General features: G+C 61.5%; 12 protein-coding genes and 4 pseudogenes. 15 read left to right on the top strand and 1 reads right to left on the bottom strand.

Going from position 1 to position 12,655, the window contains the following annotated elements; genetic code table 11:
- The 10 genes and pseudogenes from nifN to ABIB95_RS42285 all read left to right on the top strand — a co-directional run bounded on the left by nifN (position 1) and on the right by ABIB95_RS42285 (position 7,722).
- The gene (gene nifN / locus ABIB95_RS42330) at positions 1 to 1,383 is read left to right on the top strand and encodes a nitrogenase iron-molybdenum cofactor biosynthesis protein NifN (RefSeq protein ID WP_247457918.1); all 1,383 of its coding nucleotides are present in this window, start codon (positions 1 to 3) and stop codon (positions 1,381 to 1,383) included.
- A 22-nt stretch (positions 1,384 to 1,405) separates the two neighbouring features.
- Positions 1,406 to 1,801, top strand: a complete 396-nt coding sequence (gene nifX, locus ABIB95_RS42325; RefSeq protein WP_247457917.1) for a nitrogen fixation protein NifX — start codon at positions 1,406 to 1,408, stop codon at positions 1,799 to 1,801.
- A gap of 10 nt (positions 1,802 to 1,811) precedes the next feature.
- Positions 1,812 to 2,280, top strand: a pseudogene (locus ABIB95_RS42320) (NifX-associated nitrogen fixation protein).
- Between the two features lie 7 nt (positions 2,281 to 2,287).
- Positions 2,288 to 2,488 (top strand): CCE_0567 family metalloprotein, encoded by a 201-nt coding sequence (locus tag ABIB95_RS42315; protein WP_018457678.1) that lies wholly within the window; start codon positions 2,288 to 2,290, stop codon positions 2,486 to 2,488.
- Between the two features lie 13 nt (positions 2,489 to 2,501).
- Positions 2,502 to 2,786, top strand: coding sequence for a ferredoxin III, nif-specific (gene fdxB / locus ABIB95_RS42310; RefSeq protein WP_247457916.1), 285 nt, complete (start codon positions 2,502 to 2,504; stop codon positions 2,784 to 2,786).
- 1,180 nt (positions 2,787 to 3,966) lie between these two features.
- A pseudogene (locus tag ABIB95_RS42305) lies at positions 3,967 to 5,256 on the top strand (cytochrome P450).
- Position 5,257: 1 nt separating this feature from the next.
- Positions 5,258 to 5,584 (top strand): ferredoxin, encoded by a 327-nt coding sequence (locus tag ABIB95_RS42300; RefSeq protein WP_247457915.1) that lies wholly within the window; start codon positions 5,258 to 5,260, stop codon positions 5,582 to 5,584.
- Between the two features lie 61 nt (positions 5,585 to 5,645).
- Positions 5,646 to 6,226: pseudogene (locus tag ABIB95_RS42295) on the top strand (SDR family NAD(P)-dependent oxidoreductase); the annotation flags it as partial.
- Between the two features lie 154 nt (positions 6,227 to 6,380).
- Positions 6,381 to 6,807 (top strand): annotated as a pseudogene (locus tag ABIB95_RS42290) (cytochrome P450); the annotation flags it as partial.
- A gap of 510 nt (positions 6,808 to 7,317) precedes the next feature.
- The gene (locus ABIB95_RS42285; protein ID WP_247457914.1) at positions 7,318 to 7,722 is read left to right on the top strand and encodes a hypothetical protein; all 405 of its coding nucleotides are present in this window, start codon (positions 7,318 to 7,320) and stop codon (positions 7,720 to 7,722) included.
- A gap of 572 nt (positions 7,723 to 8,294) precedes the next feature.
- On the opposite strand, the gene ABIB95_RS42280 is transcribed toward ABIB95_RS42285, so the two are convergent.
- Entirely contained in the window at positions 8,295 to 8,885 is a 591-nt protein-coding gene (locus ABIB95_RS42280; protein ID WP_247457913.1) for a hypothetical protein, read from the bottom strand.
- Positions 8,886 to 9,211: 326 nt separating this feature from the next.
- Here ABIB95_RS42280 and ABIB95_RS42275 point away from each other — a divergent pair, with 326 nt between their 5' ends.
- From ABIB95_RS42275 to ABIB95_RS42255, 5 genes are all read left to right on the top strand, one after another.
- Entirely contained in the window at positions 9,212 to 9,532 is a 321-nt protein-coding gene (locus ABIB95_RS42275) for an iron-sulfur cluster assembly accessory protein (protein WP_247457912.1), read from the top strand.
- A 36-nt stretch (positions 9,533 to 9,568) separates the two neighbouring features.
- A complete protein-coding gene (locus ABIB95_RS42270; protein ID WP_247457911.1) occupies positions 9,569 to 9,862 on the top strand; it encodes a NifU family protein in 294 nt (97 codons plus the stop codon).
- Positions 9,863 to 9,880: 18 nt separating this feature from the next.
- Entirely contained in the window at positions 9,881 to 11,074 is a 1,194-nt protein-coding gene (gene nifS / locus ABIB95_RS42265; RefSeq protein ID WP_247457910.1) for a cysteine desulfurase NifS, read from the top strand.
- Positions 11,071 to 11,292 (top strand): putative nitrogen fixation protein NifT, encoded by a 222-nt coding sequence (nifT, locus tag ABIB95_RS42260; RefSeq protein WP_018457694.1) that lies wholly within the window; start codon positions 11,071 to 11,073, stop codon positions 11,290 to 11,292. Before nifS ends, nifT begins: the two co-directional genes overlap by 4 nt.
- 312 nt (positions 11,293 to 11,604) lie before the next feature.
- Positions 11,605 to 12,553 (top strand): IS630 family transposase gene (locus tag ABIB95_RS42255; protein WP_247457909.1). Its coding sequence is split into 2 segments (ribosomal slippage): positions 11,605 to 11,940 and positions 11,942 to 12,553, totalling 948 coding nucleotides; the frame shifts between segments, so codons are not numbered across the junction.
- Positions 12,554 to 12,655 lie beyond the last annotated feature (102 nt).

The raw sequence follows: 12,655 nt of genomic DNA, 5'->3' as shown, positions 1-12,655 counted from the left end.
ATGGCGATCGTCACTACCTCGAAGAAAGCCTGTTCGGTCAATCCGCTCAAAATGAGCCAGCCGATCGGCGGCTCATTTGCCTTCCTGGGTCTGCGCGGCGCGATGCCGCTTTTGCACGGCCCGCAAGGTTGCACCTCCTTCGGGCTAACGCTGTTCGTGCGCCATTTCAATGAAGCCGTGCCGATGCAGACGACCGCCATGAGCGAGGTTGCCACCGTGCTCGGTGGCCACGAGAATCTCGAACAGGCGATCCTCAACATTTACAATCGCGTCGAGCCCGAGATCATTGGTATCAATTCGACTGGCGTCACCGAGACCAACGGCGATGACGTCGAAGCATTCATCCGGTTGATCCGACAGAAGCATCCAAAGCTCGAAAAGCTCCCCCTTGTCTACGTCTCGACGCCGGATTTCAAGGATGCCTTTCAGGATGGCTGGGGCAAGACGGTGGCGCGGATGATCGAGATTCTTGTGGCTCCCGTCGACACAGCGAGATCGCGCGATATCTCCCGCGTCAACGTGCTACCTGGATGCCACCTCACGCCCGGCGATCTCGACGAGCTTCGCACGATTTTTGAGGATTTTGGGCTCAAGCCCTCGTTCCTGCCGGACGTCGCCGGTTCGCTGGACGGTCACATCCCCGACGAATTCACGCCCACCACGATCGGGGGCATTGGAGTGGACGAGATTGCGACCATGGGGCAGGTGGCCTGGACGATCGCGATCGGCGCGCAAATGCGCCGCGCGGCCGAGGCCATGCAGGTGCGGACAGGCACGCCGTTCCGTCTGTTCGAGCGGCTCTGTGGCCTTATCCCAAATGACGAATTCATCGCCTTCCTGAGCCAGATCAGCGGCCGGTCGGTGCCCTGGAAATATCGCCGGCAGCGTGGACAACTGGCAGACGCCATGCTGGATGCACATTTCCATATCGGCGGCCGCAAGCTCGCGATCGGCGCCGAGCCGGACTTGTTATTCGATCTCTCCAGCTTGCTCCACGAGATGGGCGCACAGGTAAGTGCTGCGGTGACGACGACCAACTCACCGGTGCTCCAGCGGGTCAGGACCGAGGACGTCCTGATCGGCGATCTGGAGGACCTTGAAGAGCTTGCCAGGTCGCGTGACTGCGACCTCTTGATGTCGCATTCACATGGTCGCCAGGCCGCTTCGCGACTCAATGTCCCGTTCTTCCGGGTAGGCTTTCCGATGTTCGATCGCCTTGGCGCTGCGCACCTCACGATCGTCGGCTATCGCGGCACGCGCAATCTGATCTTTGACATCGCCAATCTGATCATCACCGACCGCGAAGCCAACCATGGGCCGACGCCCGACACCTGGCGATCAACCTGCGGCGGCCCGCAGGTCCATCCGCCCCAGTTGCATTGAGCAGGGAGAGAAAACAACCCGGATGAAAGTTGCATTCGCCACTCAGGACTTGAAGCAGGTCGATGCCCACTTCGGCTGGGCCAAGAACATTGCGATCTACGAGGTCGGCCCCAACGGGCATCGGTTTATTGAGGCGATCCAGTTCGACGGTGACCTCACCGAAGACGGCAATGAGGATAAGCTCGCGCCGAAGATCGAGGCGATCAGGGAGTGCGCAATCCTCTATGTTGCGGCGATTGGCGGCTCGGGTGCTGCGCGAGTCGTCGCCAGGAACATCCATCCGATGAAGGTGCTGCAGCCAGAGCCCATCCACGACCTTTGCGTCAAACTCGAAACCGTGCTGAAGGGCTCGCCGCCGCCCTGGCTGCGGAAGCTGCTCACCAAAAGCCGGGAACGTACGGTGGATTTCGAAGCCTGAAGGAACAAAGATGGCTGATCCGTCTGAAGTCACTCCAGCCGCCGCCGCGGCGGAAGGGCCACTTCTGAAAGAGCTCGTCAAGATCTGGCGCGCCCAGGACACCCACGGCGCCTGGGGGGCAAAAAGGATCTCGAGCTGTTCGAACCCTACGTTCTCGACAACCGCAAGCGCGGTGCGCTGCCGATCGTCGGCAATCCCGACCCGGACACGACATCGCGACTGGAGCTGTTCCTCGACGCCGTTGTGCTCTCGGTCGAGACGGCAACCGATGTGATGATCTCGCCAATGCTGAAGATGCATCGCGAAGGGTTCGGTCGGATCGTGCTGATCGTCGGCCGGCTCGTTGTCGTGAGCAAGCAGCTGCGCGACGTGCATCGCTTTGGTTTCGACCATCTCTCTGATCTCGCCAATCAGGCGACAAATTCGTCAACAGTGGCGTTGAGATGATCCGTAAGTTCCCGGAAGTGGCGAGTTGTTGAGGCTAGTGTGAGCGATATCGAAACTCTGAAAGCGGAAATAAAGAAGCTGTCGGCCAAGGCGACCCAGGCCAAGATGGACCTCCACGATCTCTCCGAGGAGCTGCCGGTCAACTGGTCGTCGATCCTGAGCGTGGCTCAGAAGGCCCACGCTGCCTTCAGCGAGCTCGAAAGCAAGCGCCAATATCTCGAGGCGCTGGACAAAACATAGCGGACGGTTAGCCATGTCATTCAGGACCCGCGACGGTCGCAATTGGAGGCCGGACTACCTGGTTTCTATCGATCTCAACAAGTGCATCGGCTGCGGCCGCTGCTACAAGATCTGCGGCCGTGAGGTCATGACGCTGAAGGGGCTAAGCGAGGGTGGCGAGATCATCGACCTCGACGCGGACGACGATGAGCTCGAAAAGAAGGTCATGGTGCTGAAGGACGAAGGCGCTTGCATCGGCTGCAGCGCCTGCGCCCGGGTGTGCCCAACAAACTGTCAGACCCACACACTACCTGGTTGATTTAGCTTTCTCCGACGAGATCGACGAGTGAGTTGTCAGATACAAGCTGGTAGGGAACGCCCAGATCCGACTTGTTCTAACGCGAAGCCGGCAGTTGCCGAATCGGCCGCGACCTCGCATGGGCCCCGGCGGCGAAGGCCAGCAGGATCGTGAAAACGACAATGCCGACACCGTCGTTGAAGAGTGAGTCGCCCTGCTTGTCGACCTCGAGACTTTCAGCTGCCTTTACATTTTGAGCGCACCTATGACCGCCACCGGATCGGTCAGGCTGATGAGAGCGCCAAACACCAGCGCCCAGGACAGCGGCAGCGACTAAGCAAGGAGACCAGCGGCCTGCCAGAATAGAAAGCCAACGATAAACGTCGACGTGAGCGTGGTGAAGGTGGCAAGCTCGATTACGGGTACGGCGCGGCTTACCAATTGCGAGATCGACGTGGAGCGCTCCACCGAAGAGCAAGAATGCTAGTATCCCGTTCATGACAACCGACGTGAAGTCGATCTGGAGCACTGTCGTTGTTAGCGCTTCGAGCAGATGCTGTTCTGGCGACGAACGCAGAGATCCCGCGTTTACCTGACGCTTCTGGCTCGATTGCAAGGCTCGCGAATAGTGATGACGAACGGTGGATCAGCATACCATAAGCCCTGTGCAAAAAAGGCGGGCTTCGTGCCCCAACCCTTTATTGGGAACGCGTGTGCGCGGATCTCATCATGGCCTGGCTGCAACAGCAGTCCACTTGCCAGAGGCCGGATATATTTAAGCAACTGGAATCGGCATTCAGGAGAACTGATAAAGAAGGTGTCGCCAGTCTGGCGTCTGACGACTATCCGACACTGTTCTGTCGCCTTTGTTGGTCCGCGACACCGGCCTAGTCCGCCGAGCTCTTGTCTGGCCTCAGTTAATCCGCTGAAAAGCAATCACAATCTTTTTCTTCTGTTGGGTCGGCCAAATTGGCACGAGTTTTGACACTCCTTCGTTGCGAGCCGGGAGCCGCCGACCGACGTTCATTTCGTGGATGACACCGCGATCGATGGAACGAAGAAAGAAAATCAAAATGTCAAATCCGCATCAGACAGCATTCTATGGGAAGGGGGCCTCGGCGAAATCGCCCCGATGTACTCCGCAATTTGCCCGGGCGCCTGGCGCGCGCCGGACAGATCAGCCAGCCAACAGGTAAGCAAGATGGACGTGCAAGAAACCACGGCAGCATGCCGGACGCCTTCGCCGAACTGGCGTCGCCAGCGCGCATCCACGACCCGTGTCCGTTTATGCGGTGGTTGCGCGAGCACGATCCGGTGCATCGCGCGGCGTCGGGCCTCTTTCTGTTGAGCCGCCACGCCGACATCTACTGGGCGCTCAAGGCCACGGGCGATGCGTTTCGGGCGCCGGCGCCGGGCGAACTGGTGCGCTATTTTCCGCGTGCGGCGACCAGCCTGTCACTCAATCTGCTGGCGTCTACACTAGCGATGAAGGACCCACCGGCGCATATGCGTCTGCGCCGGCTGATCTCGCGCGATTTCACCATGCGCCAGATCGAGAACCTGCGGCCGAGCATCGCGCGCATCGTCGCAGCGCGCCCGGACGGCATGGCGCCCGCGCTGGAGCGTGGGAAGCCGGTGGACCTGCATCGGGAATTCGCGCTGGCCTTGCCCATGCTGGTCTTGGCCGAACCTGTTCGGCATGCCCCAGGACGACATGTTCGGGCTCGCCGCCGTCATCGGCCCCATTCTGAGAGGCCTGGGCCCGCACGCCAGCGACCCCCAGCTGGCCGCGGCGGACGCGGCCAGCGCCAGGGTGCAGGCCTACTTCGGCGACCTCTATACAGCGTAAGCGCACCGATCCCCGCCACGACATCGTGTCGATGCTGGTCGGCGCACACGACCACGATGCCGACACGCTGTCGGATGCGGAGTTGATCAGCATGCTTTGGGGCATGCTGCTGGGCGGCTTCTCAACCACTGCTGCGACCATCGACCATGCGGTCTTGGCGATGCTGGGGTATCCCGAACAGCGGCACTGGCTTCAGGGAGACGCCGTGGGGGTGAAGGCATTGGTCGAAGAAGTCCTGCGCCGCGATTCGCCCGTCATGTTCAGCACCACTATGCGTATCGCCCGGCGCGACATCGAATTGGGCGGCGTGGTGATCCCGAAGAACACGGACGTGCCCGTGCTGATCGCGGCCGGCAATCGCGACCCGGACGCCTTCGCCGATCCCGACCGCTTCGATCCCGCGCGGTTCTACGGCACCAGTCCTGGCATGTCGACGGACGGGAAGATCATGCTGAGCTTCGGCACGGCATCCGCTGCTGCGTCGGTGCGCAACTGGCCAGGGTGCAGTTGGCCGAGAGCCTGCCGCGGATCCAGGCGCGCTTCCCCACGCTGGCATTGGCTAAGCCGCCGACCCGGGAGCCCTCCGAGTTCCTTAGGACGTTCCGCGCGCTGCCGGTGCTGCTGCATGCGCAGGGGGGCTGAGATGCGCGTCGTGATCGACCAGGATCTGTGCGCAACCAGCGGGCAGTGCGTGCTGACGCTGCCGGGCAACTTTCGCCAGCGCGAACCGGACGGCGTGGCCGAAGTGTGCGTGGCGACGGTCCCGCAGGCGCCGCACGCGGCCGTGCGGCTCGCGGCCAACCAATGCCCAGTCGCCGCCATTCGGGTCATCGAAAGCGACGTTGGCGATGACGAGCGCGCCAGCGCCGACCCTGCGCCTTCTCCGGCGGAGGCCGAGCGGCATGCCGCGAAAGACCAGCGCAATCCAGGAGGACACGATGGCGGTTTGAAGGCAAGGTGGCCGTGGTGACCGGCGCTGGCGCCGGCATCGCCAAGGCCGCGCCCTCGCCATCGCGCGCGAGGGCGGCAGAGTGGTGGTGGCCCACATTGAAGGCTCGGCGGCCATCGCCTGCACCGCGCAGATCGCGGCCGAAGCGGGCCACGCGGCTGGCCCTGGCCATGGACATCGCCGACGCGCAGTCGGTGGCAGCGCTGCTCGAGACGCCGAGCGGCACGTCGGTGGGGTTGACCTGGTGAACAACGCGAGCGACATGCATCTGACCCCGCGCCACCGCGCGATCCTCGACCTGGACCTGGCGGTCTCGGATCAGACCATGGCGACCAATCTGCGCGGCACGCTGCTCTGCTGCCGGCAGGCCATATCGCTCGCGGCGGTGGCGCGATCGTCAACAAGTGGTCGTGCCAGGCGCTCAGCGGTGACACCGCGCAGACGTCCTACGCCGCGTCGAAGGCGGGGATGAAAATGCTGTCGGCCTCGCTCGCCACCCAGTACGGTCATGCGCAGATCCGCTGCAAGGCGATTGCGCCGGGTCTCGTCATGACCGAGCGTCTCCTCGCCATCTGGACGAGTGCATGCAACGGCATCTGCGCCGGCACCAGCTCCTGCCGCGCGTCGGCTGCCCCGAGGGACGTGGCCGCGCTGGTGGCATTCCTGCTCTACGACGATGCTGCGTTCATCACCGGCCAGGTCGTGTGCATCGACGGCGGCATGCTGGCGCATGTGCCGACGTACGCCGACGGTCGCAACAGCCGCGCCGCGCGGCCTGCAGGCACACGGCCGAAGCGGCCGCGGCGCCGCGCTGCTGATGGACATGCTGCTCAACCCGCTGGACCGTCGGCACCGGCTGCGGCACGACATCCCGCTCCGTGCGCGGCGCTTTCCCCCTGGTCGGGCATCTTCCCGCCATCGTCTGCGACCTGCCGCGCCTGCTGCGGCGCGCGGAACGGACGCTGGGCAGCCACTTCTGGCTGGAGTTCGGCCCTGCCGGACACCTGATGACCTGCGTGGATCCGGATGCGTTTGCACTGCTCCGGCACAAGGACGTGTCCTCGGCGCTGATCGAAGAGATCGCGCCCGAATTGCTTGGCGGAACGTTGGTTACCCAGGACGGCGGCGCGCACCGGCGGGCGCGCGATGCGATCAAGGCGGCGTTCCTGCCCAAGGGGCTGACCCAGGCCGGCATCGGCGATCTGTTCGTGCCCGTCATCCGGGCGCGGGTGCATGCCGGAAGGAGGTCCGCATAGACAAGAGCTGGGAGAGCCTGTTCGACGGCGACATCGGCTTGTCGATCGGCGATGGCAAGAAGATCAGCTGCAGAACGCGGTTGTGAATCATGAGGCGGAGACGTATGCCCTTCTTCGCCGGGTTTGCCCGGATTGCCAAACGTTCCGACCGGTCAAGCACTACACGACACGCCGGATCCGAACCGTCTTCTGCACCGTTGAGGTTCGCAATCCGCGATGGATGCTGTGCCGGAATGCCATCCAGGGGCGATCGAGCGACACCGGAGCTTATGGAACTGCCGGCGCGGCTAGGAAGCATGCTGCCCTACCGGCAGGCGCCGAAGGTGATGCCCGATTTCCTGCCCACTGAACCGACTGAGACGCATGCGACGGACAACGTACCATCAGGATCGGCAAGCGGCTCAACGACCAGGTCATGCAGGAAACTGGCGTGCGAGGTCGCAAACGGATGACCGATGCCGGCTTGAGATGCAGCTTCCCGGAGCTCGGCGCAAAGAGTTGGTCATCAGCATCGATACGGCGCACCTTCGTAGCGATGATCAACATTCGGCGCGAAATTGCGAGCTCGTCGTGGCCAGATGCGCCCGCGGAGGACGGGGAGAAAGGGGCAGTCGCTATTTCTTAACCGGCAGCACCGATCATCAGGCAATCCGTGATCGTGCTCTTCGCCCTCTCCAGGAAGTCGGATATCGCGGCTTTGGGGATGTGACGGTAATCTCGGACGGGGCCGAAATCCTAAAGCGGCTGCCCGGCGCCATGCCGAAACCAACGACCCACATCATCGACTGGTTTCATATTGCCATGGAGATCCAGCGCATACAGCAGATCGCCGATCGCATCGTACGATCCCGATCAGGCCCCTTTGAGCGCTTCCAACCATCGGCAGGGACATCAGAGCTGTGAAGTGGCGTCTGTGGCATGGGCGGGTCGGCAGCGCGATCCGCGACCTGGAGCAACTTCCTAGGACAGATTCAGTTGCGGCATTCTGCGTAGCTTCGGTTCGTTCTCTCAACATTGAAGACGTGCGGCCAACTCTGCTCAGCTACCGCTTGGCCGGGTCGGTTTCCATCATTCATGGGCGCAGCTCGTCGATAACTTCGGCTGGCGAGCATCGAACGCCGCGACATCTCTGCGCCACGCAGGCTGGCAAAGGCCTGGAGCATAGCGCCAAAGCCGAACCATACATCGGCGATCCGCCCTCCGAAATGTGACCGCGATCATCAACCGATGAGCATTGGATTCTCCGGATCCCTCATGGATGCAGTCAGGCGGACGGTCGCGGCCAGCCACCCCTCAGTGCAACGACAGTGCTCTTGGCCAACACACGACTAGCAGAGTGGCCGTGTGATCTCCCGAAAGGTAGGCCGATAAGTCTATGACCAGGATTTGTCAGAGCCAGTCCCGGCGAAGCGGGCGCAGTGACCCTCTCACGGCATACTCGTCGAGCTGGCGAGAGAGAGGTCTGAGGTAATGCCTCAGACGGGGCGGTTTTCGCTTCTGTTCTTCACCGGCTCCATTTTGGCCAGGCCGTCCTCGTATGAAACTTCCGTGTATGATCCACCGATGTCCTTGGCCGCGTCGAGCAGGTAGTCGAGCCTACCGGCCGCACCGAGCTTCTTGATGTCATTCTTGTCGACGCCGGCGAGGTCCATCATCTCCTTCCACACAGTTGATTCGTCGCAAGGCAGAATGCGGAAGGTGATGTCGCCTATCTTGGTGCGGTATTTCGCGAGCAGATCAATGTTGTTGCAGAACATGAAATAGCTGCCTTTGGGGCTCAGCCTGCCATCCAGAACCTTTGCGGCCTGAGGTAGATAGGCGAAGGAGTGCAGATATCCGGCAAGGACTGGGATGGTCGGTTCGCCTTCCTGCGCGATTGCAAGAACTTGTTCGATGGAATAGTCCGGCGGTCGTTTTTCGTCGGCGAGCTGGGCTTGGAACTTCAGCGCGATGTCGCCCCGAAATCCAAATCGCCCCGACTTCGTTGTCTCGGTCTTAAGCACCGCATTCAGCAATCGCCCCTCCTTGTCCAAATGGCCAAGAGCGGTTTTGTCGATCGACGTCATGGAAGGCTCCTCATCAATCTGTAGTGTACATGCAGGCCCAATGCGGCATGTCCGCCAACCTTGTGCAAGTTGTTTGCCATGCGCCTATGTCTGTAGCGACGCACAGCGTAAGCGGCGGCTCGGCGCAATGTGCATGAATACGTGCTGGCACCATCACGAGGTCTCGGCCGGATGAGGTCGGGACGCCGGAAAACCGCCTGTCTCAAAGCCGACAGGTCGCAAATCGTATGGTCGCCGCCTGCAAAACCAATCGATTTCAGCTGCATCCGGACTGGCATGGGATTTGCGAATTGTGCCTCGCGACAGAAACTGAGAGCGAGCCAGAAATGATCAACCTAACGGATAGCGCCATCAACGCACTGAAGGCCGCAATCTCCTCGACAACCCAGCCGGCAGGCGGTTTGCGGGTCATGGTCGAAGGCGGCGGTTGCCAAGGGTTCACATACAGAATGGGTCTTGCTCATGAGCCGGTCTCCGATGAACCCGTGTTCGAGCAAGACGGGATCAAAGTCTTCGTCGACAACGCGAGCCGGGCGCATCTCAATGGCACCACGATCGATTTCGTGGTGTCGCTCGAAGGATCAGGGTTCCGCTTCGATAACCCAAATGCCAAATCGAGCTGCTCCTGCGGCAAATCGTTCAGCTGAGCGGCCTTCGGACCATTCGCAAAAGGAGCATCGAACATGGGCCTGAAGGCTGAACGAACGAAGCAGTCTTCGAATGCAGAGGCTTCCGATCGCGAGCGGATTATCCGCGCCGTGCTCGATGACGTTCGGCCAAGCCTCAGGCGTGATCGTGGCGATTGTGAGCTCGTCGAAATCGAAGGCAACAAGCTCATGTTCAGGCTCACCGGCGCCTGCATGTTATGCAAGCTTGCGGGAGCGACGCTCGCGGCCATTCAGGCGCGCCAGGTCGAGCGGCTCGGCGAGTTCGTCCGCCTGATCCCGCTCCCCGGAGCTGCCAAAGTGGGGCCTTAAGTGCAGAGCGGACAATCCGTGCGGCCGATCTACCTGGATAACAACGCGACGACCCGTGCACATCCTTTGGTGGTCGCGGCAATGCTGCCGTTCTTCGCTGGGCAATTCGGCAATCCGTCGTCCGGGCATGCATTCGGCATTGAGGTTGCGCCCGCATTGAAACAAGCGCGCCGGAAGCTGCAGGCCCTCGTTGGCGCGGCATTCGATCACGAGATCGTCTTCACCTCGGGGGCAACTGAATCCGACAACACCGCGATCCTGTCCGCGCTCGCCGTGCAGGAAGGACGCGACGAGATCGTCACTACGGCCGTTGAGCATCCAGCCGTGCTGTCCCTTGCCGAGGAGCTGGGCCGACGAGGAATCAATACCCATGTCATTCCGGTCGATGCAAGCGGCCGATTGAACATCGAGGCTTATCGCAACGCATTGTCGAGGCGCACGTCAATCGCCTCGGTCATGTGGGCCAATAATGAGACCGGGACGATCTTTCCGGTGAAATCCCTCGCCAAGATGGCGCGCTCAGTCGGCGCGCTCTTTCACACCGATGCGGTCCAGGCGGTCGGGCGGATTCCGATTGACCTGAAGACTACGGACATCGACATGCTGTCGCTCTCCGGCCATAAGGTTTATGGTCCGAAGGGAATCGGCGCGCTGTATGTGCGCAAGGACATCAAATTCCGACCGCTGATCTTCGGCGGCGCACAGGAGCGGCATCGCCGCGCTGGCACCCAAAACGTTCCGGGCATTATTGGGCTCGGCAAGGCGGCGGAACTCGCTGCGGCAGGCCTCATAGAAGAGCAGATGCAGATTGGCGTGCTTCGCGACCGGCTGGAGCAAGGCATTCTCGCTCTCGGCTGTTGCATCGTGCTTGGTGATATCAAGAACCGCTTGCCAAATACGTCCAACATCGCATTCGAGCATCTCGAAGCAGAGGCCATCGTCGACCACCTGAACCACAACGGAATTGCCGTCTCGCTCGGTTCAGCCTGCGCGTCCGGCTCGATGGAGCCGTCCCATGTCCTGCGCGCGATGAGAGTACCACCGGCCTTTTTGCGCGGTGCGGTTCGCTTCTCGCTGTCGCACGAGACGGCGCCGGATGAGATCGATCGTGTCCTGCAAGTCCTGGCGGACATCAATGCCAAACAGAGAGCCTTGTGGCGTGCGTGTCAGGAGCGCGCGGGTGAGAGCTCACAACTTGCGGAGCTCCTATGAAGGTCATGATTCGCCGTTCGCCCGAGACGGGGCTTTCGATTTATGTGCCCAAGAAGGATCTTGAGGAGTCGATTGTCGAATGTGAGCACGAGACGCTGTGGGGTGGTTGGATCAGAATCGCGAACGGGTGGGTGCTCGACCTACCCGCGATGGCGAGTGACACCATCCTTCCAATTACTATCAATGCCAGGAAGCGCGGCGGCGAAGCAACCGAATGATGAATGCTGCGACTCCACAGAACCTCGCCAAACCAGCGGATGCGGAAGCTGTTCTTGGCGCAGCGGTCCGGCCTTTGCGAGGAAGGCCACATCATTCCCTGGCTTTGGCTTGGCGTGATCGAAGGTTCAGCCCAACGTGCCGATGACTCCGGAAGCGGTCGAAGCGTTCTTGGGAACCAAGATGGCGCCGACGCATGGTGCCAAACGCAATACTCGGCCTAGAGCGTTTCATTGCTTAATTGAATCGGAGGGGATTCCGGTTTTTGGCGGATTGTGATTCAAGATGCTGACTGGATTGGAGGCCAGCATCGCATGACCCGACCTCTTTCCCTGGATCTTCGCGAGCGAGTGGTGGCGTCGGTTTTGGCGGGCGAGAGCTGCCGGTCTGTGGCAGAACGGTTTGGCGTTGCGGTCTCGTCGGTTGTGAAGTGGGCACAGCGGCGGCGGGCGACCGGCTCGGTTGTGCCTGGCAAGATGGGCGGTCACCGCAAGCCTGTGCTTGATCCGCACCGCGCCTTCATCGTCGAGCGGATCACTCAGACGCCACACCTGACGCTGCATGGTCTCAAGGCGGAACTGGCAGCCCGTGGGGTCAAGGTCTCACACAACACGGTCTGGCTGTTCCTGCGCCGGGAAGGGCTGCGGTTCAAAAAAAACACTGTTCGCTCTCGAACAGGCTCGCGCCGACGTCTCTTGTAGGCGCCAGCGTTGGCGATCCTGGCAGGCCGGGCTCGATCCGGGCCGGCTCGTCTTCATCGACGAGACCTGGATCAAGACCAACATGGCCCCTTTGCGAGGCTGGGGCCCCAAAGGGGCACGCCTGCGCGGCTTCGCCCCGCACGGTCACTGGCGTACCCTCACATTCCTCGGCGCGCTCCGCCATGACCAACTCACGGCACCCTGCGTCTTCGACGGCCCGATCAACGGCGAATGCTTCCGCGCTTATGTGAAGCACCTTCTCCTGCCAACCCTGCGCGAAGGCGACATCGTCATTCTCGACAATCTCGGAAGCCACAAGTCGAAAGCTGTCAGGCAGATGATCCAGGCTGCTGGCGCCAGGCTCTGGTACCTGCCGCCATACTCGCCCGACCTCAACCCAATCGAACAGACCTTCTCCAAGATCAAACACTGGATGCGGCAAGCTCAGAAGCGCACCATCGAGGACACTTGGCGCCACATCGGTCACCTCGTCCAGGACATCCAGCCTCGCGAATGCGCTAACTACTTCGCAAGCGCCGGTTACGCTTCCGTCAAAATGTGAAGCGCTCTAGCATTACAGTTGTCTTTTTGATTTGACATGAGCGCGTTGAGCGGCAGCCTGATGAGCTCTGCGCCAGAAAGACCATGCGATGATGCGTGCGGG

Origin of the sequence: Bradyrhizobium sp. LA2.1 (genome assembly GCF_040547725.1) — a bacterium.
GTDB lineage: Bacteria > Pseudomonadota > Alphaproteobacteria > Rhizobiales > Xanthobacteraceae > Bradyrhizobium > Bradyrhizobium barranii.
Note: the sequence above shows the minus strand (reverse complement) of the source record. Positions and strands in the feature narration are given on the sequence as shown.

Bases quoted from the DNA above. Each gene is read 5' to 3' on its own strand.
- nifN (WP_247457918.1), top strand. From the start codon at position 1: ATGGCGATCGTCACTACCTCGAAGAAAGCCTGTTCGGTCAATCCGCTC.
- nifX (WP_247457917.1), top strand. From the start codon at position 1,406: ATGAAAGTTGCATTCGCCACTCAGGACTTGAAGCAGGTCGATGCCCAC.
- fdxB (WP_247457916.1), top strand. From the start codon at position 2,502: ATGTCATTCAGGACCCGCGACGGTCGCAATTGGAGGCCGGACTACCTG.
- ABIB95_RS42300 (WP_247457915.1), top strand. From the start codon at position 5,258: ATGCGCGTCGTGATCGACCAGGATCTGTGCGCAACCAGCGGGCAGTGC.
- ABIB95_RS42280 (WP_247457913.1), bottom strand. From the start codon at position 8,885: ATGACGTCGATCGACAAAACCGCTCTTGGCCATTTGGACAAGGAGGGG.
- ABIB95_RS42275 (WP_247457912.1), top strand. From the start codon at position 9,212: ATGATCAACCTAACGGATAGCGCCATCAACGCACTGAAGGCCGCAATC.
- ABIB95_RS42270 (WP_247457911.1), top strand. From the start codon at position 9,569: ATGGGCCTGAAGGCTGAACGAACGAAGCAGTCTTCGAATGCAGAGGCT.
- nifT (WP_018457694.1), top strand. From the start codon at position 11,071: ATGAAGGTCATGATTCGCCGTTCGCCCGAGACGGGGCTTTCGATTTAT.